A 25,279-nucleotide genomic window follows, 5' to 3' on the forward strand; every position below is an offset into this window, starting at 1 on the left:
CGTCCTGGTCAAACGATATGAAAAATATTCAGGACGGTGCGCTGCACCTGGGAAAATCTGTCCCCTCTTGGGCTGGAGATATGGCGGTGCGCTGCACCTAATTACTACCGCGTAACGTCCTGGTTAAACGATATGAAAAATATTCTGGACGGTGCGCTGCACCTGGGAAAATCTGTCCCCTCTTGGGCTGGAGATATGACGGTGCGCTGCACCTATTACTACCGCGTAGCGTCCTGGTCAAACGATATGAAAAACCTTCAGGGCGGTGCGCTGCACCTGAGAAAGGCGGTCCCATACTGTTTTGTAGCTATGACGGCGTGCTGCACCTATTACGGAGCAATAGTTGGTAAAAGGAGGTGCAGCGCACCGTACTATTTTCAGCCCAAAGGGATGAAAATAGCTACAGCTACAGCGTAGCGTCCTAATCAATCAATTTGGAAAATATTCAGGACGCTACGCTGCATCTAGCGTTGTGTATTGGTTGGTAAAGTTAAGATAAACCCAAAGGGAAGCAATCTCTCCACTATACGCTACCCATTTACTGTCGCATAGCCACCACCGGATCCATATTGGAAGCCCGCAGGGCGGGGATAAATCCGGAGACCACTCCGATCATCACCGAAATGAATAGTCCCAGCATGATGTTGCCCGTATCGACATACAATTCAAAATCAATGATCTGGGTAAGGATCTTGGTGATGATGTAAACGAAGGTCAGCCCAATGAGTCCGCCGATGATACAAAGGATGATGGATTCGATGAGGAATTCCAGCAGGATAATATAGCGTTTGGCACCCAAAGCTTTTTTCACCCCAATGATCCCCGTACGTTCTTTAACGGAAACGAACATAATATTGGCGACACTGACCACGCCGACCAGGATAGCAAAAAGACCGATCACGATACCGAGCAGGTTCAGAACGCCGAAAAAGCTATCGAATACCGATGAGATCATGGAGAGTTCGTTCAGGGAGAAATCGTCGTCCTCGATGGGTTTCAGCCGGCGGTGTGCACGCAGCAGGCCGCGAGATTCGTCCTTAACGTCCACCAGATTGACGCCGTCCTCCGCTTTGATCGTCACGGTGGCGTCCCAGACGTTGGTGGCCTTCAGGTTGGCGAGACTGCGCCCGGAATTGTAGGAAACCAGGATACAATCGTCAAAATCCAGCGGGTTGATCAGATCATCTCCCGCCTGTTCGATCACGCCGATCACCTCGAATTCTTTACCCATCAGCTTGACGCGCTTACCGGTAGCTTCCAGGCCGCCGAAGAGTTCTTCCGCCACCTTAAAGCCCATGATGATCTTATTGCTGCCGTAATTGTATTCGGCCGGAGAGAAATAGCGCCCCGTTTCAAATTCGAGCTTGAACATATTGTCAAACTCCTGAGAGGCGGCGATCAGCACGGCCCGATCGACACTGCTGGATTTATACTTTACGGTCTTGAAACCGAGTACCACGTGGTAGGCGGTCAACTGGGCCAGTTTGGCGCGATCGTTCAACAATTCATAATCCTCGTAGGAAGGGTGCGGCCTTTTGATATAATCCCACCATTCTCCGCTCACATCCCGCCACGGCCACTTTTTGACGTAAATGACGTCATTGCCCAATTTGGCCATACTGCTCCGGACATTGTCTTCCAGGGAATCTACCGCCGAGAGTACGCCGATAATACAGAAAATTCCGATGGAAATACCCAGCAGCGAAAGGAAACTGCGCAGTTTATTGCCCCGCAACTGCCCTAACGCCTGTAATATACTTTCCCGGATTACTTTGAGTAAAATTTTCATAGGCCTTTTATTGACGGGCTGAAAGTAGAAAAACATCCAGCAACGAAACAAACCTTTCGATCAACATATCTATTTTATCTGCCAAAAATGTTCTTTTAATGGCCTTATAAACCTAGAAAATAGCGGATAATAATGGTAAATTCTTATTTTTGCCGTCCATTTCTGAAAATACAGTGAAATAATGAGGACAAAACTGTCGCACTTTGCTTTTGATCTTCCCCAGAAACTTATTGCTAAATATCCCGAAAAGAATCGTGATGAGTCGCGCTTGATGGTGGTACATAAAGACACTGGAAAGATTGAACACCGGATCTTTAAAGATATACTCGATTACTTTGATGACGGAGACGTCATGGTGTTTAACAACACAAAAGTTTTTCCGGCCCGTCTGTACGGCCGGAAGGAAAAAACCGGTGCCAAAATTGAGGTATTCCTGCTGCGGGAACTCAACAATGAAGCCCGTCTCTGGGACGTGCTCGTAGATCCGGCCCGGAAGATCCGGGTGGGCAACAAGCTGTATTTCAGTGACGAACACGACAATGACATTCTGGTAGCCGAGGTAGTGGACAACACCACCTCCCGCGGCCGTACCATCCGATTCCTGTACGACGGGACGGATGAGGAATTCCAGAAAGAACTGCACACCCTGGGCAACACGCCGCTGCCCAAGGAGATCGGCCGCCCGGCGGAAGAATCGGATAAGGAGCGCTACCAGACCATCTTCGCCAAGGAGTTGGGTGCCGTAGCTGCGCCGACTGCCGGCCTGCACTACAGCCGCGAACTGATGAAGCGCCTGGAGATCAAAGGGCTGGAATTTGCCGAGCTCACCCTCCATATCGGTCTGGGTACCTTCCGAAGTATCGATGTAGAAGACCTCTCCAAACACAAAATGGACGCGGAATACTACAAGATCACCCAACCGGCCGTGGATGTGGTGAATAAAGGCAAAGAGGGTAAGAAACGGGTGTGCGGCGTCGGCACGACGACCATGCGCGCGGTGGAATCTTCCGTATCTGCCGAATCCCTGCTGAAACCTTCCGAAGGCTGGACGAATAAATTCATTTATCCGCCTTATGACTTCCACATTGCCGACAGTATGGTGTCTAACTTCCACCTGCCGAAATCCAGCCTGCTGATCATGGTCTGCGCTTTCGGAGGTTTTGACCTGATCATGGAGGCTTACCAGGAAGCGATCAAGGAAGAGTATCGCTTTTTCAGTTACGGCGATGCGATGTTGATCATTTAAGTGCCTTTTCTTATACATCCGGTATTTGGGAAAAGCCGTTTGTATAATATTGGTTTGAAAACATATACAATAAAATACTAGGGAAAGCGTATCATAACTGGTACGCTTTTTTTATTGATTCCGAAAAGATTTCCGGATATGAAAAACGCCGGTTTACTGGGCTTACTATTGATTTCACTGATCCATTCAGTTCAGGCTGATCCTCAGATGGGTAATGTTCAGATCAATTTCTTCTCCGAGGAATTGTCCATTGCCTACCCGAAGAATATGCTGGTTCCCCTGCCCGCTCACCTTAAGGAGCAGGACATGGTGGCTTTTTACCAGATCATGGAGCGGACGGACTACCAGTTGTTGCTGGACGCACTCCTGGAGAAGAAGTCGGCCTTTATGCTCAACGACTGGCTGTATTACGACCTGATGAGGCGAACCGTCAGTGCCATGATCGGCGCCGGAAAAAGTTCCAATATCGAACTCACCTGCTGGTTTCTCCTGACTAAATCGGGATTTGAAACCCGCCTGACCTACCTCAAGGATCAACAGTTCGTTTACGTTTACACGGAAGATGAGGTGTTCGAAGTGCCGATGATCACGGAGAAGGGTCACAATTTTGCCAATCTAACGAGTATCCCCAATAGCCGCAAAACCAACGAAGCGCTGTACATGCTGAATTTTGTACCGAAATCGGCGGGCAAACCTTTCGGCTTTTACCTGACCAAGCTCCCCCGCCTCAAGAGCGACATTGAGCGCAAGCGGTTTTCGTTCCGGTATAAGGAAAAGGATTACGAGATGGAAGTAGATGTCGACAAAACTTCCGCGGAAGTAATGAACGCCTACCCTTTTATCGAGGAACAACAGTATCTTCAGATCCCGCTTTCGCCCTCGATCGCGGCCAGTTTAATGCCGAAGTTTAAAAACTGGACCAACGGACTCTCTAAAATTGAAACGCTTGAACTTTTAGTTGCGTTTACCCGTTCATCATTTCAGTACAAGGAAGATAAGGAGTTCTTCGGGCGCAGTAAACCAATGATCGCCGATGAGGTATTCATCTACCCCTACAGCGATTGCGAAGACCGCTCAGCACTGTTTTTCTGCCTGGCCAGAGAGCTCGTTGACCTGCCGATGATCATTGTCGCTTTCCCGGATCACCTCACCGTCGGGGTTGCCCTGGAGGAGGAAATTGGGGCCGCAATCCGGTACGAAGGCAGGAATTATTACATCTGTGATCCCACCGGACCTGTCAATTCGACAGATATCGGCGGTTTCCCCTACGGATACGAGCGTTCCAAATTCAAAATAATCGGCCAGTACAAGTAATTGACTGCCAATTATATAAAAATCCGCATTTAGCTTTTTGGCAGCAAAAATCTGGCCCGTAATTTGTACGGGAAAAACCTGTGTAAAAAACTGTTGAAAGTCTAAATCAAGTTTATTACATTTGCCGAAATGTGAAACGGGATGTTTTCCGGCTCCATTCTGCAAAAAATGACGATCTTTTCGAACAAGATCACCATTTACCGTTTTATATTATTTTTCCGGAAGCTCCGGAAATTAAATTTTTATTCAAACTATGTATTGGACATTAGAACTAGCTTATCACCTCGAAGATGCTCCATGGCCAGCCACTCGTGACGAGTTGATCGATTACGCCATTCGATCCGGTGCTCCTCTGGAAGTTATCGAGAACCTTCAGCAAATGGAAGATGAAGGTGAGATCTACGAGGGTATTGAAGATATCTGGCCGGACTATCCCCGGAAAGATGATTTTCTCTTCAATGAAGACGAGTACTAAAGGGGACGCATCTCGCAATTGACGAGAGCCGATCCATTGCGAGATATACTTGCCTTAAGTTAAAATAAACATGCAGGGTTTTGTGCAATACGCGCGCAAAACCCTTGACTTTTTAAGACAGGCAGTAGCTTCGCTCTTATCTTCCACCACCTTCCGGTCATTCCCTTTAATTTCGTAGTTTTACCCCAAAACCGCCTGACCTTTTGGAAAGAATCACCTATCCCCTGCTCTATTTCGATATCGCGCCCCAGGTCGTGCTCGGCTTCCTGGTGGGTACGGACCTCCAGGTCGTTGAGAAGGACCTGGAACGGGTGAAACTGAATCTGGGGAATTACCTGCAGCGCCAGTACAAGAAATACGATGATTATCCCTTCGTTGATCTGATCGATCCCAAACTGCGGATCATGGATTTTGAAGTGCGCCCCACTTACCGCGATGACGGTGGTTCCTATCCGCTTTCCCAGGCCGTAAAGGTGCCGGTGGCCATTATTTACGGAGCGACGGAGCAGGATAATTATGCCTGCCACGTGCCCAGCCTGAATGGAAGTTTTTATTACTATGAGCCTAAGCAGTTCGAATCGCTGGTGCAGTATTTTGTGACCAATGCGCTCAATCAGCTGGACCCGCCGGCCGTATACAAACTCCTGCGGTACCGTAAACCCAAACTGGACAAAGTGATCCTGAAAGTGAATGCGGATCGTGACTTTTTCCGTTTCGGCCGCGTACGTCCCCGGGACTATCCTACGCTGAAAAGGTTAACCGAACCGTACCCCTTCCCCCGCAACAAGCGCAAGCAGCAAAGCCACCTCCCGGAAGCTGCCTGGGAACTGGAAATGGCCGTTGCCGACGTATTGGACAAACTGATCAACACGCGTTCCAATGTATTGCTGGTGGGCAAACACGGCGTCGGCAAAAGTGCGGTACTCCAGCAGGCGATCCGCAAGATCACTACCCAGTCTCGTAAGCAACAACTCGATTTCACGTTCTGGCGGATCATGAGCCAACGCATTACCGCCAGTGCCAAATACCTGGGAGAGTGGCAGGAGCAAGTAGAAAGCCTCGTCGACGAACTGCAATCCGCCAACGGTATCCTCTGGGTAGCGGACCTTATTCAGCTGTTGCAGACCGGTGGTGAAGGTGCCGAAGATAGTGTGGCTGCCTTTCTGCTGCCCTTCCTGCAAACCCATAAGATGCAGATGATCGGCGAAGCTACGCCCGAGCAACTGGAAAGTATGCGCCGGCTCCTGCCGGGCTTTGTGCAGACCTTCCAGATCATCCGCATCGACGAACTTTCTGAGGATAAGATCCGGTCCGTGCTGACTCAGTTCGCGCAGTACGTGCAGACCCGGCTCCAGATCACGCTGTCGCAGGAAGCCATTGATCAGTCTTATCGCCTGTTGCTGCGCTACTATCCCTACGAAAGTTTCCCCGGAAAGGGGATCAAGTTCCTGAGTCGCTGTGTCAACAAGGCCCAACTCGCCAATCGATCGAAGATCGAGCGAGCGGATGTCATTCAGGAATTCGTGTATCAGACGGGGCTGCCCGAACTATTCCTCCGGGATGACCTGCTGCTGAATACCCGGGACCTGGAAAACTATTTTCACGAACGCATTATCGGTCAATCCGAAGCCATCGCCCGACTGATCGAGATCGTAAAGATCTACAAGGCCGGGATCAACAATCCCTACAAACCCATTGCCACCCTGCTGTTTGCGGGGCCGACCGGGGTCGGTAAAACGGCAAGTGCCAAAGCGCTGGCGGATTACTTTTTCGGACAGGGGCAAAAGAAATCTCCGCTCATCCGGATCGATATGAGTGAATTCCAGCACCCCGGACAAATGGGGCGGCTGATCGGCAGTGGTAAGGAAGTGGGACAATTGATCAAAGAAGTGCGGGAGCGGCCCTTCGCGGTCATCCTGCTGGACGAGATCGAAAAAGCCGCCCGCCCTATATTCGATGCTTTACTGACGCTGCTGGACGAAGGACTGCTGATCGACAATTTTGGCCGGCAAACCGATTTTCGGAATACCATTATCATTATGACCTCCAATCTGGGGGCATCCGTGCGTTCTTCCATTGGTTACCAGGAAACGAGCACCGAATCCAGTGCCTACCTTTCCGCCATCCGCAAACATTTCCGGCCGGAATTCATCAACCGGATCGACAGTGTAGTCTTTTTCAATGCCATCGACAGCGACGACCTCCGCAAGATCACCCTGAAGGAACTGAAGGCGCTAACCGCCCGCGAGGGATTTGCCAAACGGCAGTTACAACTCCTGTTTGACGATTCGCTGGTCGATCACCTCGTCAACATCGGGTTCGACAAACGCTACGGTGCCCGACCGCTTCAGCGGGCGATTGAGCAGACCATCGTTAAACCGATGTCCTACTGGCTGCTCGAAAACGGCCAGAAGCAAAAAGTGCGACTGAAATTAAGCTGGGAAGGGAAGCTGGTGATCTCCATGAAATAAATTGCACCCAGCAATTGACAAGCCTGCAACCAAACCGAAAAACCGATGCCGGTAAGGGAAGTAAAATTGAATAAAAATGGCGGACTGCCGAAGTCACAAATAGATCTTTTCGGCGGGGAATATTCCTTTACAGAAAAGTTGAGAAAATTCGGAACAGGCTCTCCCAAACTTATCTATGAATCGGGAATATCAGAATTCGATCAGTTAGATCGAGGCTCTGCAAGTGAACTTGGTTTTGTAAATCTCGAACTTTTGAAGAACGGCCTGCTTTTCTGGTTCAACCAAAATCAGCGAATAAAATGTGTGGGAATTAAACTTACTGAGATCCAGGCTATAAATTTAGTCGCCTTTAGGATTGAGCTCAAATACCGGCGGCAATACGGCAAAACGATCAAAAGGATCGTCTATAGAGGTGAACTGGAAATTCTTGACACAACGCGCGATAAGATCATCATGAATGTGATCGTGCAGAATTTTAAGGGCATACTGAAGTTCTTTCAAAAAGAGCCGTTTGATAACAAATTCAGTTACTCACTCAGTCTGGATCCACCGGAAAAAGATTATGACTATCTGATTGACTGGCTGGGCAATCTCCTTTAATTTAACAGTCCTTTACTGCTGCCCAAAATACCGGTCACCCGGCCTCCGCTGCGCTCCCGTAGTTCGATTAGCGCCAAATTTGTGTATAAGACCCAAAAAGTATCCAGGTTTCGAAATTGTGTATAAGACCGCAAGGTGAATGTTTATTGAACTTTGTATCGACAAAATTCGAGCAAAGATGAAGACAACACCATTTGGCAAACAGGGTTGGACACCCGATATAATAGAAAATATAAACGACAAGACTTACCTGATCACCGGTGCGAATACCGGCGCCGGTTTCCAGGCGGCCAGGATACTTTTAGGTAAAGGCGCCGAAGTCGTAATGCTGAACCGCAACCGCGAAAAGTCGAACCAGGCCATTGCTGAACTGAAGACAGAATTTGGAGCCGGAGCAAAGGTTTCATTCATAAAAATGGATTTGTCGGAGCTGGCTTCCGTACGTGAGGCAGCGGCCGAGGTAGTAAAGACTGTGCCCAAAATTGACGCCCTGATGTGCAATGCGGCCATCGCTCAGGTCCCCAGACAAACATTTACCAAAGACGGCTTCGAAAGCCAGTTGGGCGTTAATCATTACGGCCATTTTCTATTGTGCGGATTGCTTTTTGACCGCATAGAAGCATCGAACGGTCGCATTGTAGTTGTGGGTAGTGAAGGCTACAAAATGGGGATCAAAACCATTCAGTTTGAGGACATGAACTGGGATAAAAATTACCACGCGATGAATACCTACTGCCATAGTAAACTGGCCCAGATCCTGTTTGCCTACGAATTGCAGGATAGAATTCAGGCAGCCAAAAAGAACGTGTAGGTATATGTGTGCCATCCAGGGTCATCGGCTACATCCTTAATCAAAAATAGTGGTGGTTTAAGAGATCGGATCATTTTTGGCTTGATGTCGTTGACGCCATTGGTTCAATCCGCCGAAAAAGGCGCTTATCCCGAAGTGATGTGTGCTACCGAAGCAACGGAAAACCTGAACCAGAAGGCGTATTATGGTCCAACCGGAAGGATGCAATGGACTGGCCCGGTCGGCGAGTGTAAACTGGAGCCTTTTGCCCAGGACAAAGCGGTACCCACTCAATTGTGGACTGTCTCAGAAAAAGAAACAGGGTTTAAGTGGAACCTTTAACTTAGCCAAGCATGCAACACTTTAAAACATTATCGGCGTATCTGGACTATTTGGAGCTTCCCCGGCCGGAACACCCCATGTTGAGCGTATTTTCGGCAATTGGTGAAGGTACTTTGCCTTGCCCAAAGGAAAGCTCACCGCCCATTACCAACGACTGCTATTCGATCAGTTTGAAGAAGATGGTGAAGGGTGATTTAAACTATGGAAGAACAAAATACGATTTTACCAATGGCGCGCTGTTCTTCATTGCGCCAAGGCAGGTGCTACAGTGGGATAGCAGCATGGTATTTGACCAAAAAGGTTTTTCGATAAACTTCCACGAAGATTTTCTGAAAGGAACGGAATTGGCGCAACAGATTAAGCGATATGGGTTCTTTTCGTATTCAGCCAATGAGGCCCTGCATCTTTCTCCCAGAGAAGAAAAGCAGATCGAATCGATCGTGGAAAGCATTGATCTGGAATACCGGAACAATCAGGATGAATTCAGTAAAGATATCATTATTTCCCAGCTGAGTACGCTTTTGAAATACGCCAACCGCTTTTACGAAAGACAGTTTATCACCCGAAAAGCGCTTTCGAACGATCTCTTAGAGCAATTTAATCAGCAGTTGGAAAATTATTTTCGTTCCGGGCAACTGGAAGAAAAAGGGATCCCCAGCATTGAGCAAATTGCCGATCAACTATCGGTTTCCCAGCGCTATCTGAGCGATACGCTTAAAAAAGAAACCGGCAAAACCACCACCGAGCATTTGCAGCTCTTTTTGATTAACGAGGCCAAAGAGATTTTGTTGAACCCCAACAAAACGATCTCCGAAGTGGCCTATGAACTGGGCTTTGAATACCCGCCCTATTTTTCACGCTTATTCAAAAAGAAAGAAGGGATTAGTCCATCAGCGTACCGAAAAAAATACAAAATGAACTGAGCATGGAAATATTGAAATTTGCCACCGAATGGGCCAAAGCCGAAGTATTTTCGGCGCGATTTTTCATCTTTTTTGGGATCTTGTTTTTGATCGCAAGTATCGGGTTCTGGCAGTTGGGTAAAACCGAAATGGCCAGGGCTTACATCATCCCAAACCTGGTAGCCGGGATTTTAATTTTAGCGGTTGGCCTGGGTATATTTTTCACCAACAAATCGCGCATTACCAGCTTTGCCGAGGCGTACCGGGAAAGTCCGACCGAGTTTGTACAATCGGAAATAAGCCGCACCGAAAAATCGATCAGCGAATTCAGAAACATCGTTTTCAAAGTTATTCCGTTCCTTATCATTGCGGCTGCGCTGCTGATCGTTTTTGCTCCCCAACCAATCTGGCGGGCAACGGCCATCACGACCATAGCCATGATGGTGGTAATCATGCTGGTAGACAGCAATGCCAATGCGCGGTTGCTTGCGTATCGGGAACAACTGGAATTGGTGGATAAATAAAATAGGGCATTTAATTTGGTTAGCATGCGTGATGCGTTGATGGTTCTCTAGATCGATGAGGTGTTGATGAGGGTCTTTCCCCAGCCGTTAAAGCAATTGCCCGCAAACCGTTCATACCCAGACACCTTACTTTCTAAAACCGTACAATCAAACCCGCACTCGGCAATACCGGCAACTGGTTCACCCGCCGGTTCGTCATCCGGTCTACGTAAAAGACATTATCGCGATTGTAGAGATTGGTCACGCTGACGTTGGCTTCAATTTCCCCGTATTTACCCCAGGTCCATTGCCGTTTCAGGGAAGCATCCAGGCGGTGGTAGTAGGACAGGCGGCCGTCGTTACGCTCCTCACTGAGGATGGTACCGATATCAAAATTACCGGTCAGGATATCGGTCGTGAGCAGGTCGGTGCCCAGGGGCGCCTGCTCGTAAAATCCCTGCGTCCGGGTAAACGGGAAGCCCGATCCGAGGTTCCAGCGTAGACTGGCGGACCACTGCCGGTCTGCTCCGAATGCGTAAGTCAGCAGCGCATTGACGTTGTGCCGGCGATCAAAGATAGTTGGATAGACCTGCTCTCCGTCGTCCCGGTTCACTTTGGCCAGCGAATAGGTCAACCAGGCATACCAGTTGGCGCGTTCGTAGCGTAGGGACAGATCCACACCGTAAGCTTCTCCGGTTTCGGTCTGAAAATCGGGATCCTGGCCCCGCAGCTTATTGCGGTTGATACTGATCAACTGGGTAAAACCCTTGTAGTAGGGTTCTACGTTGAGTGTGGTGTGGTTGTTCAGATCCACCTCCACCCCGGCAATCCCGTGAAATGCCCTCTGGATCCGGTCCTTACTGGTCTGGGCGGAATTCGGCAGGAACAGCATCTGCTCGGGACCAGCCAGAAAACCCACGAAAAAGTTGACCACATCCTGCTCGCTCACGGTGCTGATGAGGTTTTGGGAATACAGACCACCCGCCATTTTGAACCGTAGATGATCCGTGGCATTGTATTTCAGACCAAAACGCGGTTCGATGGATAGTTTCGATTGTGAAGCGTAGTAATGAAACCGCAATCCCGGATCAATGACCAATCGGCCCAATTGCTGCCGGTATTTTACATAACCGGCGATCTCCGTGGTAAAATCGCGTTGCTGAAAAGGAATATCGAATACATTGGTAAAGGAAAAATCGGTATTGAAACCGGTAAATTCGAAACCGTAATCAAACTGATTATTCAGTCCGTAGTAGGTAAAGTTCAGGGCAGCGGTATAATTGACGACTTGGCTGTTCTTCGGTCGGCCGTCGGATTCCACGGACGTGATATCGTATTTGGAATAAGCCACCGTACCGTCCATCACAATATCCGAATTGGGTGGCACCAGAATAAAGTGGGCTCCTCCCCCACTGTTCGTCCAATCGACCGTACTGATGCCCACAAAATCGAAACGGTCCCGAAAGTTCATACCAAAAAGATCCAGCTTACTGCCGCCGCCACCCACAAAGGACACTTTGCCGTAAAAGTCGGTATACTGGAATGGTAGTCCCAGATCGGCGATGTCCTGCAGACTGGTATCCCCGGCTGCAAAAGCGTAGTAGGTCGTGTCGGTGGCATAGGGATAGAGCAGGGCGGAAGTTTCGTTCAGATAGGAATGTTTCGCGGTGAAGAGGAAGGAAATACTGTTTCCCGTTTCCGGATCGAGTTTTTTAATGGGGCCTTCGATCAGGGCCTTGGCCTGAAACGGGCTGGCCGATACCAGTCCGCCGAAGCGCTGTTTATTCCCCTCCCGGGTTTTGATGTCTACCACGGCCGAGATACGGCCACCGTACTGTGCGTTGAAGCCGCCCGTCAGTACATCGATACTGCGCACGGTCTCCGTTTCGAAAACAGAAAACAACCCAATACTATGGAAAGGATTGTAGATCGTCATACCGTCCAGCAGGATCTTGTTCTGCACCGGAGAGCCGCCCCGAATGTACAACTGCCCCCCCTGATCTCCGGAAGAAATGATGCCCGGAAGGATGGGCAGGTACTGGGCAATATCCGCTTCGCCACCGGCCGACGGCAGGCTTTTGATCTCTTTAGGGGTCACGGTGAGCGTGGAAACATTTACTTCGGATCGCGCACGTTCCCGCTGTCCGGATATGTCTACGGTAGTCAGGTTGATGGCGTTGGGCGTCATAACGATCCGCTGGTAATTGATGCCATCGCCGGCCAGGGTTATTCGCTGGGCGGTGCTATCGTATCCCAGGTAGGTGGCAATCAAGGTATAGCTGCCGACGGGCACATTATTCAAACTGAAAAAGCCGTTATCATCGGTATTTGTTCCCAGCGGGGTATCGGCCAGTCGGATATTGGCAAACAGGATAGGTGCACCGGTTTCCTGATCGTATACATTTCCCCGTATCGTACCGGTCTGGGCCCAGACGCTCCCCGCAAACAACAGGATGCAAGCCAGTGCAAAGTAAAGTTTCATTTTCATACATGATCTTATTGGCCCAAAGATAACGGATGTTAGATGGGGAATCATACACCGGAAAGCCGGGGGAAGCAATCTATAAGACCAAAATCAGTAGTTTTGTCCAGCCTCCCCTCCTTTTGGCCCGTAAAAAATCACCCAGGTACAGAAATCTTCGGTAAAGTCCTCGAAGCGGTGTTCGACTCCGGCCGGCACGAACAGGAAGTCTCCGGGACCAAAAGTCGACCGGTTGCCACCATTCAGGAAAGTGCCGCTACCGGCGATCACGACGTAGACTTCATCGCGCTCGTGCGGTTGCTGGAGGTCCACTTTATCCGGCTGGTAGATCTCAATCGACAGGGTGCCGTGGGTAAACAGTTCAAGAAAGACGTGGTTGGCGGCTTTAAGATCGGCTAAAGCCTGGGTCGGTGTGATTTGCATACGGGAAGAGTTGGCTTGTTGAATAAATACTTTTAATAAAGTCCTTAGGTATACCCACGGAGCAATGGGTCGATCGTTCTCTTTCTCCCATTAATAATCGGTCCATCAAACACTCAAAGGCTCACGCTGGTAAAAAGCTATTCCTCTGCTATCTCTACCTGCAGCGTTTGCCGGTCTCCGGCCAGATTTTCGATAATAAGCCGGTACTGACCGGGAGCTAAGACCAGGGTATTTTCTCTAAAGTCCGGATCAATTTCGATAATGTCTACCGGAACGGCCAGTTCCGGCTCCGTTTCCGGATAGGCCCGCACCTGACAGGGGCAATTCAAGGTAAGCTGTTCCGGGGCTATGGTATACGCCCGATGAGCTCCATCGCGGTATAACCAATGCGGCCGTCCGTTAATCAGCCGGGCCGGTGGATGATAAACCAGCAGATCAAACTTATCGTTCCGTTTCCCGCCGTTAAAAACCCGTCCATCTTCGTTGAGCAGTACCGCCGGTTTTTCACTTTTGATGAGTGGATAATACGGACTATTGGCTGCCGGAGAGCGGTCGGTCAATATTTCCTGATTGACGGTCAACGGATCGATGCCGGTCAGTTCACGCAGATAAGAAGCCATCCAGCGGGACCGGCCGTAGTTACTTTCCGGGTCAACAGCATTGGATTCTACCAGATGGGCGTAACCGCAGTAAAGCAGTATTCTTGCATCCGGATCTCTGGCCAGGATCCGGGCCACATTGAGGGCCTCCGCCGAATCCCGGATCATTTCCTGAAAGGAGGGGTTGCGCTCGTAGCCGAACAGATGAAATCCGTTGTTGATCGCCTGCCGGATGAACAGCCCAAATTGGGGTTCCCGCGTATAATTCCCGGTATATCTCGAATTCAGGGGATAGCCGCGCTCATTCAGTGAGGTATCCAAGCCCAGCGCCTCCGGATCATCAAAATTCGGTGTTAGGGCTTCCAGTCCGAGATAGGCGTATCCCCTCTGGGCCAATCCCTCCAGTAAAGCGGAGGCAAATACCCGGTGTTCCGGCCGGTGGTGTGCTTCGTTCAGAATGATGATCTGCTCGTTTTCCGCCCGCTCCAATAGATAGGATATGGCGTCCGCTACCCGAAAAGTCTGAAAATATGCTAATTCCTCTTCGGTCAGGGGATCCACCTGCTCTCCGGCCAGGCGCCGGGTTTCCTCCTCCAATACATAGGTGGTATCGGCCTGCCAGTAGGCACCGATATTCGCGAATGCCTCGGCCTTCAAAGTGGGAAAGCGGTTCATTTGCTCGTTCACCTCGATCTGGGAATGGAAGAGATAGGGCTCCATTTTTACCTGCTGAGCGGACACCAGGCCGGGGCACAGCAATAGAGCACTAAGATGGGTAATACAAGCTACCGCCCCGATCAGGCTGCGGTTCCTTTGGGACAGCGCGCGAAAGATCATATTAGAATGGCTTAGGGTTTGCGTTCAGGCATCGTTTGCCTCCCTAAAAATGGATCGTTTTGTCCAGATCTACAAGCCTGCACCAACATTATTAATGGACCGAACCGAAGATTATCATCAGAAAACAGCATGATGGACCCTTTCTTCCAGATACCGGAAAGAAAATGAATATCCGGCCAGCCTACACCGGCACCCTTTCTGGCCATTTACGCAAAAGTCCCGGAAAACTCGGATCGGGATCAGGCCCATTCGCCCGCGCCCGCCCGCAACAGGGCCGGGACATCGTCCGTACAATCGATTACCGTTGAGGGCACATTCCCGCCGATACCGCCGTCGATAACGATATCCACCAGTTTTTTGAAGTCTTCATAAATGTCGATCGGATCGGTAAAATATTCGAGGATCTCGTCGTCCGATTTGAGGGAGGTGGTCAGGATCGGATGACCAAGTGCCTCCACGATGTCCAGCACGATCTGGTTATTCGGAACGCGTACGCCGATCGTATGTTTGCGGTTTTTGAAGAGTTTGGGTACCCCGTTACCGGCCTTCAACACGAAGGTGAATGGCCCCGGCAGATGCCGTTTCAGGAGCTTAAACACATTGTTATCGATCTGCGCAGCGAACTCGGATATCTGGCTGATGTCCTTACAAACAATGGAAAGCATCGCTTTTTTCGGGTCCAGCGAACGCAGCCGGCAGATCTTTTCTACGGCTTTCTGATCAAATATATCGCAGCCCAGACCGTATACGGTATCTGTAGGGTAGATAATTACTCCTCCGTCCTGGAGGCTTTCCACTACCTGCCGGATCTTCCGGCCTTCCGGGTTTTCGGAGTTTATTCTAAGTAGCATGGGTATGTGGTTGAGGGTTAAGTGACGGTTGACGGTTGATGGTGGACGGTAGACGGTCGACGGTGGATGGTAGACGGCTCCACCGGAAAAACCACCGTCGACCGTCAACCGTCTACCGTCCACCGTCTAAATCATTCATCATCAAAAAGATCATCATTCAGCATATCGGCCAGGAGATCGCGGAAGGATAGTTTGGATTCCAGCATATCCTTATTGATCACGTCGAATTCGGCCAGGCCGTGCAGGGCCAGTTCCATGAAGGTGTAGGCTTCTTTGCCCTTAACGTCGAGGGTTGATTCAACAAATTTGCGTAATCCCGCCACTTCGTCCAGTGCCTTATGGAATTGTTTATCGCTGGCATCGTTCAGCAGGTCCACGGTATTTCCTCCGGAGAACCAGGCCCGGATCGTTCCGTAGGGATCACGTTGACGCCCCTTTTCCAGTTTATCCGGATTCGGAAAATGGTTGAGGAAAGTTTTCTTTACGGCGCTGTTCAGCAGGTTCAGGGCTACATTGTAGGGACCTTCCTGCTCTCCTTCGTACACGAGCTCGACCTTTCCGGTAATGGCCGGAATGACGCCCCAGAAATCGGTGATGCGCAGTATGGTCTTTTTCTCCTTATTGATCAGCATCCGTCGCTCGGCGGTACTCATCAGGTTCTCGAAAGCAGAGATGCTCAGACGGGCCGAAACACCACTTTTCTCGTCGATGTATTCACTTTGCCGGGCTTCAAAAGCGATCATTTCCAGCAGTATTGCGAGCAGATCGGGCACCTCGATATTGGATTGCTGTTCGGCGGCGATCTGTGCCTCCTGGGTAGTGATCTGCTGGGCGATCTCGATGGTTTTCGGGTAGTGGGTCAGGATCTGACTCTCGATCCGGTCCTTCAGCGGCGTAATGATGCTACCGCGGTTGGTATAATCTTCCGGGTTGGCCGTGAAGACAAACTGGATGTCCAGCGGCAAGCGCAGTTTAAATCCGCGGATCTGGATATCCCCTTCCTGCAAAATATTAAAAAGAGATACCTGGATACGCGCCTGCAGGTCCGGCAACTCATTGATCACAAAGATGCTGCGGTGAGAACGGGGCACGAGGCCGAAGTGGATCACCCTTTCGTCCGAATAGGGTAACTTCAGCGTAGCGGCCTTGATCGGATCCACATCACCGATGAGGTCGGCCACACTTACATCCGGCGTAGCCAGTTTTTCTACGTAACGCTCGGAGCGGTGTACCCACTCGATGGGCGTGTCATCACCGTGCTTGGCGATCAGGTCCTGCGCTACCCGGCTGATGGGTTGCAGGGGATCGTCGTTCAGTTCACTGCCCGCCACGATTGGCATGTATTCATCCAGCAGATGAACCAGCAAACGCGCAATACGGGTCTTTGCCTGTCCGCGCAGTCCCAGCAGCAAAATGTTGTGCCGGGACAGGATGGCTCTTTCGATATCGGGTAAAACGGTATCCTCAAAACCTAAAACTCCCTCGAATACTTTTTCCTTATTGGAAAGCTTGCGGATAAGATTCTCTCTAAGTTCTTCTTTGATCGATCTGGACCGGTAGCCGCTGTCTTTCAGGGCCCCTAGTGTTTTGATGTCCTTCATTTAGGATATTCTATTTTCAGGTATGGGGTGACAGGTTACCGATACCTGTCACCGCTAATTATAATCTATGAAACGAATATCCTCTCAGATAGTTTTCTAAACTTCTTCTTTTTCCTCGCGGAACATGAGGCCGAAGAAAATCATGACCGCAACCGCCAGACCGGCCGGTATCAGCCAGAATGATTTCCACTGATCCAGCGTCAGAGCCGAGGCACCATCGAGGAAACTGTTGAACACCATGCCCGCTACCTGAGCGCCGATAAACATGCCCACCCCGTAGGTGACCAGCACGAGAAATCCCTGCGCCTGTCCGCGTACGGCCGGCGTGGATTTTTTATCGACATAGATCTGACCGGTAACGAAAAAGAAATCGTAACATACACCGTGCAGGAGAATACCCAGCAGGATCATCCAGGTGACGGAATCCGGAGCGGCCATAGAGAACAGTCCGTAGCGCAGCGCCCAGGCGCCCATGCCGATGATCAGCATCCACTTCACGCCGAAGCGCCGGAAGAATACCGGGATCAGCAGCATGAAGACCACTTCGGAGACCTGCCCCCAGGACTGGGTGGCGGCAATGTTATCAAAGCCCGTTGCACCCAGGAAGATCTGGGTGAAGTTGTAATAGGCGGCCAGCGGAATACAGATCAGCAGCGAGCTGATGATGAAGATGTAGAAAGACCGGCTGCCCAATTGCTTCAGGGCATCAAGCCCCAGAATAGTTCTTACGGAAACCTCCTCACCCGCGCCCTGCGGAGGCGTATGCGGCAGGAAGAAGCAGTAAACCCCTAGGATCAGACTGACGATACCCGTTGTATACAGGGGCATGGCCGTGCTTTCCGGCACCACTCCTTCCTCGGTGAAAACCCCCAGGAAGAAACTTACGAACAGACCGGCTGCGATCCAGCCGAGGGTACCAAATACCCGGATCACCGGAAACTGTTTTTCCTGATCGTCGATATTGTGGAAAGACAAAGTATTGGAAAGGCCCAGCGTGGGCATAAAACAAAGGTTGTAAAGCAGTAACAGCGTAATGAAAAGGACCGGAGTGCCGGTAGTCTGCGGCACCAGCAGCATCAGTACGCCTCCCAGCAGGTGTAATACCGCCAATACCTTTTCGGTAGCGAAATAACGATCCGCTACCAGCCCCAGAAAGAAGGGGGCCACAATGGCGGCGATCGGGTTAACGGTGTAGGGCCAGTGCGTGAGGGTTTCCATACCTTCGCTGGTCATGAAAACGGCGATGGTTGTATACCAAGCTCCCCAGACAAAGAATTGAAGGAACATCATGGTAGACAACTGTACTTGGATCTTGGTGTTCATTAGTTGGTGTTTCGTAAAGTACCCGAAGTGCCGGGTACAAATAAGAATAGCCCACCGGAAACTGGCAGGCTAATGATATATCTTGCAGCAAAATAAAAAGAATTACTTAAAGTCCCAAGTCGCGACTCTTCTTCTCTTTATAAACTGCCTTAAGGATTTGGTTGCGGCGTTGTACAGAAGGTTTTTTAAACTCCTTACGATCCCGCAATTCCCGAAGAATTTTCGTCTGTTGTACTTTACGCTTATAGCGTTTCAAGGCGCGATCGATATTCTCGCTTTCTTTTACTTCGATAATTAGCATAAATTCTATTTTTTGCGGATGCAAAGATACAATACCTATTTGAAATTAGGAAGCATGTTATCATTTTTTATGCATAAAAAAAGCCCCGCCGGTTTTTGGCCGACGGAGCTCTCGTTCATGGGATTAGGAGGGGGTTCGGAATTTGGGGATTGATCTAGCGTCCTCCGCCCTTGACAAACTTCTGCGTCACCGCTCCCGCTTCACTGATCAGTTGCAGCGCATACACACCCGCAGGCAGGTCTGCGGTACGGATCGAGAACCGGCCTGGACCGCCCGAAAGTTCTTCACGGCCCTGGTCAACGACCTGGCCGCTGAGGTTCAGAATACGCCATTGTAGAGGCCCGGCGGGGTGCTCTTTCAGGTCCAGCCAAAGCTCCGTAGTAACCGGATTGGGGAATACTTTGACGGATAGAGCGGGCGTGCCGGGTTCTTCCACATCGGTAGTCGTGCGGAAAGCATAGGCCGGGCTGGCGGTGAAACTCGCACCGGCCAGATTGATCGTGGCCGTATAGGAATTCGTACAGCCGTTCGCCGTTACCACCGTAAGGGTAACCGTATAGCTGCCGTTCCCATCGTACACATGGATGGGCATCAACTGGCTGCTGGTGGTCCCGTCGCCGAAATCCCAGTGCGTTTCCACCACATCCTGTGAGGAGAAATTGAGGAAGAACACCCGATTGGAGTCCGGGATGATCACCGGCAGGAAGGATGCGTAGCAATCCGGGTTGTACACGATGTCATCATCCGTGGCGACCAGCATGCTGACCAGGCTGGTGCAACCGTCGGACGCCGTTACGGACAGACTGACGATATAGATACCCGCCTGTTCGTAGCGGTGTTCCGGAGTCGGTTCATTACTGGTGGTCCCATCACCGAAGTACCAGCTCCAGGAAACGATATCCCCAAGGGAGCGATCGTGGAACAGGAAGAAATAGGGATCATCCGGGTTTTGTTCAAAGTGGAACATAGCTTTACAATCCTCGATGGGTTCATCCAGGCCGACTACTATCTGCTCCCGGTGGGAACTGGTGCAGTTATCGCTGATCATGGTCAGGGTGACCGTATAGACCCCTTCTTTCGCATATTCGTGGAACGGATGGGCCAGGTTACTGGTCGTACCGTCGCCGAAATCCCATATCCATACGATACCGAGGCTATCGGCGGGGTAAGAGCGATTGTAGAACTGCACGCCCAGTTCTCCCGTATTCGGATGTTCGGTCTGAAAGCGGGCCTGACAGTAGGAATCTTCGCACTTCACCCATACCGATTCGTCGTATCCGGCACAGCGCGCTTCACATGCATTGCCAAAACGCAATACCGTTCCTCCCGGTGTGTAAACACATACCGGATCGTAAACGGCGGCATCGCAGCCACAACCATTACCACCGTCACATCTGAAAAGGTCCTCGTCTGTGAATCCGGCACAGAGCGCCCGGCAGATGTTTCCGAAGGTCAGCGTGTCCCCCTGAGCACTGATCGCGCAGATGGGATCGTAGAGATCATCCGGACATTCGCATTCCTCCGGACCGCAGCTCTCGTACTGATCCGGACCAAATCCGGCGCATTCCGCCTCGCAGGCATTGATAAACCAGTAGGCCGGACCGAAATCCGTCACGATACAGACCGGGCTATAGACTTCCGGACAGTTGCACGGCCCCGGCTCACAACGGAAGAAATCCGCATCGGTAAAGCCGGCACAACGGGCAAAGCACTCATTATCGAAAGTTCGGGTCACCCCGTTCACTACAACACAGACCGGATCGTAGTATTCCGGACAGACGCATTCCTCGGGCTCGCAGCGAACGATCTGATCTCCAAAATAGCCGGCACATTCCGCCTCGCAACGGTTACTGAACTGGATCTGCTCTCCGCTGGCGGTGTACACACAGACCGGATCGTAAACGGCCGGGCAGGTACAATTGGCATTACAATCAATAAAATCTTCCGCTTCGTAGCCTCGGCAATTGGCAATGCAGGCATTCTGGAAAGTGATGATCGCACCGTCCGGACCAACTGCGCAAACCGGTTCGTAAGTATCCGGGCAGTCACACCCGCCGTCCGGATTGCAGGAAAAGACATCATTCCAGGAATAGCCGTCGCATTCGGCAAAGCAGATATTCGGGTAGGTCAGCGTATCACCGTTCACCACGATACAAACCGGATCGTAGTATTCCGGACAAACGCAGGGCCCCGGTTCGCAGGAGTAGTACTCGTCCGGTCCGAAACCGGCACATTCGGCCAGGCAGGCATTGGCAAAGCGCAAACTATCACCAACGGCGCCGATCACGCAGACCGGGTCGTATACCTGCGGGCAAATGCAATCGTCGGGAGGATCGCAGAAAAACATTTGATCCTGCGTATACCCGGCACATTCCGCCAGGCAGGGGTTGGAAAAGAGCAGGGTATCTCCCGCTACCGCCACACAGACCGGATCGTAATCATTCGGGCAGATGCAGTTGATGTTGCAGTCCACGATGGTCGATTCCGGATAACCCGCGCACCGGGCCAGGCAGGCGTTGGCAAAGCGCAGGATCTCGCCGGCGTCGTTCACTACACAGACCGGGGCGTCTATCGGTGCACAATCACACTCATTGATCGGATTACAGGGAAATACCTGATCGGGAGCGTAACCGGCGCATTCGGCAAAACACAAGTTGGAAAAGGTCAGCGAATCACCGGCGGGACTAATGGTACAAACCGGATCGTAAAACTCCGGACAGCCGCATTCGTTCGGCTCGCAGGAACTCCAGTCGCCTTCCTGGAATCCGGCACAGCTCGCTTCGCAGGCATTGGCAAAGGTGATCACCGAACCGTTATCCAGGGTCACACAGACCGGATTATATACCGCCGGGCAAACACAATCCAGGGAATCCCGCAGGATCACGTTATTGACTACCCGGCTCGAGCAATCGCCGGACTTTATCGTGAGCAGGACCTCGTACACTCCCGTAGCGGGGAACTCGTGCGTGGGCGCCGGTTCGGAGCTGGCGGTGCCGTCGCCAAATTCCCAGAGGTATTCCACTTCGGGGTCGGCGTGGTAGGACAGGTCGAGGAAAACGGCCGCGGGCGGATTTACACTGAGTTGCTCGTAAGTAAAATGCGCCTGACAGCCCGGTGGCGGTGGCGGCGGATCAATGCCCTGACAGAGTTGAAAATTGGCGACGTAACTGCTGTCGGCGTTCGGTAAACGGATCGAATGGATCTCTCCGGTACAAAGGTCAAGTACATCCACCCGGGCTTCCAGGATCTCGGCGCTGGTCCAGTCGAAGGTGGCTTCGTAGTCGCCTTTACTATCCGTGAAGACGGTGTAGACCTGATCGTGGACAGGCAGGTAAACCGTCACATCGTAGTCGGGTACCGGTTCCAGTGCTTCTCCAAACGCGACCTTGCCGGAGATCCTGAACTGCGCCAACAGGCCGGGACTGGTCACGCCCAGGCATAGCAGTAGCAGGACAATTTTTGGGATCAAGATTGTTTTCATAAGAGATTTTAGTTGTAATTGGTGCTCGATTTCGGTGATGGATCAGCCGGGTGTCAAGCAAATGAAGGTGAATTATTCGATTAAGATCTCACGGGAGCTGATACCTCCCTCGGTCTGTACCTGCAGGAGGTACAAACCGGGGGGGAGGTCCATTACAGGCAATTGGATCTCGGTAGAATCCAACCGGGATTCTACCAGCATTGGCCGACCCAGCAGGTCGTACAGAATGATCTTCTTAATGATTTTTTGGGCTTCGATCCGGAGTTCTTCCTGCACCGGATTCGGATATACGGTGAATAATCGTTCATCGGGATCCGTGACCGGGTTCGTCTTAGCATCAGGATGATAAACGGTAAACTGATAGTCGTCCCCGCCAATGGGAATGGGTTCAAAATTTTTGCCAATGCCCCGGATCTTTTTGATGGAAACGATCACATCGATGGTATCGGTGGGTGCCGGTAACAGGCCGATCAGGTCGTCCTCGATGATGATGTTGACCCGTCCGAGTAGTCCCCCACCTATGACCGGATTATCGCCAAATCGGGTAGCTGCGATATCGAGCTGGGGTTCATCCAGCGCTTCCGGCACCTGCAAACCGTACCAGCTGCTGTCCGCCCGGAACCAGTCCATGGCCCATTCCAGCCGCACCTCCTTAACTACCTGCTCGTCGTATTCGAAAGAAAATGCCAGACCGTTTAATTCCAGCGGATTATTGACATCGTTCAGGTAGATCGGAATGGAAAAGGATGTCCCGGGCTGAATGAGATCCGGTAGCCCGTCTTCCGTCATATACAGTTGGGAACCGCCATCCGGTGGTTCGGGAAAATCATCCGGGATAACCGGAGGCCGTGTTGCCCCGTAGTTCCGGAAAACCGTAAGCAGGTCCTGCGTACCGATCAGTCCGTCCCCATTCGCATCGGCACTGGCGTAGCTGGTACCGTCGGGAAAGAAATCGGACCAGGCGGCTGCAGCCTCCTGGGGTTCAAAATCGGTATCCGTCAACACCCGGGATGGCCCGGGGGTACCGAAACTGTATCCAATGTAGAGTACGTCAATATTGTTGACGATCCCGTTGTCATTGGCATCCCCCGGATATACCGTGATCTGCGCCGGCAAAACCGGAGTAAAAATTACCAACAGGCCGATCCAACAAAGCCAACGGTAAAGGTTTATGTTCATGAATCCTGGCATTATGCTTACAAATGTAAAAGCCGGAACAGGAGATATCAATTACAATTTATTAAATTTATCCATCGTTATTTTGTAAGTTTCAATACACCATATAAAACAATTAACTGTATATCAGTCAATTAATAGTTATTCAGCAATCTAAAAATCCATTTATATCCTCATTCAATATCCCTGAACGCCCATTTTTTCTCCAGCAAAACATGAAAAACACCAAATTACTCCGTCTGCTTGCTACCTTTTCCCTGTCGGACTGGCAAAAGTTTGGCTTATACCTTCGTTCTCCATTCTTCAATCAGACCGACCACCTGATCGTGCTGTCGGATGAACTGGAAGCCCTCTACCGCGCCGGTGAATGGCCCGAACCGGATGTAGAAAAGCAGGATCTATACCGTAGCGTCTTTCCCGGACAGCCTTACGATGAAATGGACTTTAACCGCCAGTGCAGTCGCCTGCTCCAGCTGGCTGCTGATTTTCTGGCTCATCAACAATGGCAAAATGACGGCATTATGGCCAACTATTATACCCTGCAGGCTTTTATGGAAAGAAAGCTGGATAAACACTTTCGCTTCACGCTGCGAAAGACCCGGGATCAACTGGAAAAAGAGCCCTACCGCAATATCCAGTTTCACCACCAAAGCTACCTGCTGGCAGAAATAGCGGAGTGGCAGGTTTCGGGCAGAAAGGCCCAGGCACTGGGACCGGAAGTACAACAGACCGCCGACAACTTCGATCAGTATCTCGTCGCCCAGAAGCTACAGCACCTCTGCACCATCGCCGCGCTGAATAATCTGCAGCCGGGCACTTATCAGTTGCAGCACAGTCAGGAGATCGTGAGCATGTCCGAGTCCCTGCAGCATCTGCCGATCGTTGCCATTTACCGGAATCTGTTCATGATGATCACCGGAGAGGAGACGTCCCCCTATTTTCAGCAATTGCGGCAACTGGCGATCCAGCACGAGGACATCCTGGCCCCCCGGGAATTGAAATTCATTTACCTGAGTCTGGTTAACTTCTGTATCGGCCGGATCCGTTACGGTGAAAAGACCTACGCCAGCCCCCTGCTGGAGCTCTACGAAACCTCCCTGGAAAAAGGCTTCCTGATCGACAAAGGGCAGATCTCCCCCTGGACTTTTAAAAATGTGGTCAAATTGGGTCTTGGGTTGCAACGCTACGATTGGGTGGAAGGCTTCATTCACCAATACAGCCCACTGCTGGCCGAACGGGAAAAGGCCGAGGCCATGCATTTTAACCTGGCCGACCTCTATTACCACCGGCAGGATTTCGAAAAGGCCCAGTTGTACCTGCGGGAAGTAGAATTCTCGGATGTGCGGTATTATCTGCACGGCCGTATTCTACTGGCCAAGATCTACCACACCACCCAGTCCTGGGAATCGCTGGATTCTCTCCTGGCCGCTTTCCGGATCTATCTGATGCGCAGCAAGAAGATGAGCCGGGAAGAGAAAAAGCCCTATCTCAACTTCATCCGTATCCTCGATAAATTACTGAACAGCCTACCGGAAAAACGGCCGAAAATCCGCCAAACGATCCGGGATACCCCCATGCTGACGGACCGGACCTGGCTGCTCGAGATCGCTGGATAAATAAATGAAAGTGAGATATTTACCAAAGCGCAAAATACTGAAACAGCTTTTGCAATACAGGTGACATTTGGGGACAGGCAATTTGTTGGAGCTTATAAAAGCTTCTATCTTAGGGCCTTTGTAAAGCGCTCCGCAATTGGTCCCTATAAACGCGCCT

At 50.9% G+C, this 25,279-nt stretch carries 18 protein-coding genes and 1 pseudogene; 9 read left to right on the plus strand and 10 right to left on the minus strand.

Annotated elements, in window-relative coordinates; genetic code table 11:
- Positions 1-538: 538 nt before the first annotated feature.
- Complete coding sequence (locus tag CRP01_RS05020; RefSeq protein ID WP_099149161.1) at positions 539-1,789, minus strand: ABC transporter permease; 1,251 nt, start codon at positions 1,787-1,789, stop codon at positions 539-541.
- A gap of 181 nt (positions 1,790-1,970) precedes the next feature.
- Between CRP01_RS05020 and queA the strand changes: the two genes are divergently transcribed.
- The 8 genes and pseudogenes from queA to CRP01_RS05060 all read left to right on the plus strand — a co-directional run bounded on the left by queA (position 1,971) and on the right by CRP01_RS05060 (position 10,453).
- A complete protein-coding gene (gene queA, locus CRP01_RS05025; protein ID WP_099148917.1) occupies positions 1,971-3,035 on the plus strand; it encodes a tRNA preQ1(34) S-adenosylmethionine ribosyltransferase-isomerase QueA in 1,065 nt (354 codons plus the stop codon).
- 138 nt (positions 3,036-3,173) lie between these two features.
- A complete protein-coding gene (locus CRP01_RS05030; protein ID WP_099148918.1) occupies positions 3,174-4,349 on the plus strand; it encodes a hypothetical protein in 1,176 nt (391 codons plus the stop codon).
- Between the two features lie 253 nt (positions 4,350-4,602).
- Positions 4,603-4,824, plus strand: coding sequence for a DUF2795 domain-containing protein (locus tag CRP01_RS05035; protein ID WP_099148919.1), 222 nt, complete (start codon positions 4,603-4,605; stop codon positions 4,822-4,824).
- 203 nt (positions 4,825-5,027) lie between these two features.
- Entirely contained in the window at positions 5,028-7,295 is a 2,268-nt protein-coding gene (locus CRP01_RS05040; protein ID WP_099148920.1) for an AAA family ATPase, read from the plus strand.
- Positions 7,296-7,340: 45 nt separating this feature from the next.
- Positions 7,341-7,895 carry a hypothetical protein gene (locus CRP01_RS05045; protein WP_099148921.1) on the plus strand — a complete coding sequence of 185 codons (555 nt, stop codon included), beginning with the start codon at positions 7,341-7,343 and terminating at the stop codon, positions 7,893-7,895.
- Positions 7,896-8,073: 178 nt separating this feature from the next.
- A pseudogene (locus CRP01_RS05050) lies at positions 8,074-9,027 on the plus strand (SDR family oxidoreductase).
- Positions 9,028-9,038: 11 nt separating this feature from the next.
- A complete protein-coding gene (locus CRP01_RS05055) occupies positions 9,039-9,950 on the plus strand; it encodes a helix-turn-helix domain-containing protein (protein ID WP_099148922.1) in 912 nt (303 codons plus the stop codon).
- A gap of 2 nt (positions 9,951-9,952) precedes the next feature.
- Positions 9,953-10,453, plus strand: coding sequence for a hypothetical protein (locus CRP01_RS05060; RefSeq protein WP_099148923.1), 501 nt, complete (start codon positions 9,953-9,955; stop codon positions 10,451-10,453).
- A gap of 133 nt (positions 10,454-10,586) precedes the next feature.
- Here the strand turns inward: CRP01_RS05060 and CRP01_RS05065 are convergent, their stop codons facing one another.
- The 9 genes from CRP01_RS05065 to CRP01_RS05105 all read right to left on the minus strand — a co-directional run bounded on the left by CRP01_RS05065 (position 10,587) and on the right by CRP01_RS05105 (position 23,509).
- Entirely contained in the window at positions 10,587-12,920 is a 2,334-nt protein-coding gene (locus tag CRP01_RS05065; protein ID WP_233752632.1) for a TonB-dependent receptor, read from the minus strand.
- A gap of 87 nt (positions 12,921-13,007) precedes the next feature.
- Positions 13,008-13,337, minus strand: coding sequence for a cupin domain-containing protein (locus tag CRP01_RS05070; protein WP_099148925.1), 330 nt, complete (start codon positions 13,335-13,337; stop codon positions 13,008-13,010).
- A 137-nt stretch (positions 13,338-13,474) separates the two neighbouring features.
- Entirely contained in the window at positions 13,475-14,773 is a 1,299-nt protein-coding gene (locus CRP01_RS05075) for a hypothetical protein (RefSeq protein ID WP_099148926.1), read from the minus strand.
- A 239-nt stretch (positions 14,774-15,012) separates the two neighbouring features.
- Complete coding sequence (locus CRP01_RS05080; protein WP_099148927.1) at positions 15,013-15,624, minus strand: L-threonylcarbamoyladenylate synthase; 612 nt, start codon at positions 15,622-15,624, stop codon at positions 15,013-15,015.
- Positions 15,625-15,755: 131 nt separating this feature from the next.
- Complete coding sequence (locus tag CRP01_RS05085; RefSeq protein ID WP_099148928.1) at positions 15,756-17,225, minus strand: P-loop NTPase family protein; 1,470 nt, start codon at positions 17,223-17,225, stop codon at positions 15,756-15,758.
- A 96-nt stretch (positions 17,226-17,321) separates the two neighbouring features.
- Positions 17,322-18,548: an MFS transporter gene (locus CRP01_RS05090; protein ID WP_099148929.1), complete on the minus strand. Its 1,227-nt coding sequence runs from the start codon at positions 18,546-18,548 to the stop codon at positions 17,322-17,324.
- A 106-nt stretch (positions 18,549-18,654) separates the two neighbouring features.
- Entirely contained in the window at positions 18,655-18,849 is a 195-nt protein-coding gene (gene rpsU, locus CRP01_RS05095) for a 30S ribosomal protein S21 (RefSeq protein WP_099148930.1), read from the minus strand.
- Between the two features lie 154 nt (positions 18,850-19,003).
- Entirely contained in the window at positions 19,004-22,330 is a 3,327-nt protein-coding gene (locus tag CRP01_RS42740; RefSeq protein ID WP_099148931.1) for a PKD domain-containing protein, read from the minus strand.
- A gap of 72 nt (positions 22,331-22,402) precedes the next feature.
- Entirely contained in the window at positions 22,403-23,509 is a 1,107-nt protein-coding gene (locus CRP01_RS05105; protein WP_170110231.1) for a T9SS type A sorting domain-containing protein, read from the minus strand.
- Between the two features lie 212 nt (positions 23,510-23,721).
- On the opposite strand from CRP01_RS05105, the gene CRP01_RS05110 reads away from it, so the two are divergent.
- Entirely contained in the window at positions 23,722-25,122 is a 1,401-nt protein-coding gene (locus tag CRP01_RS05110) for a hypothetical protein (protein ID WP_099148933.1), read from the plus strand.
- The last annotated feature ends 157 nt before the right edge of the window (positions 25,123-25,279 follow it).

The sequence above is a fragment of the Flavilitoribacter nigricans DSM 23189 = NBRC 102662 genome (genome assembly GCF_002646595.1).
GTDB lineage: Bacteria > Bacteroidota > Bacteroidia > Chitinophagales > Saprospiraceae > Flavilitoribacter > Flavilitoribacter nigricans.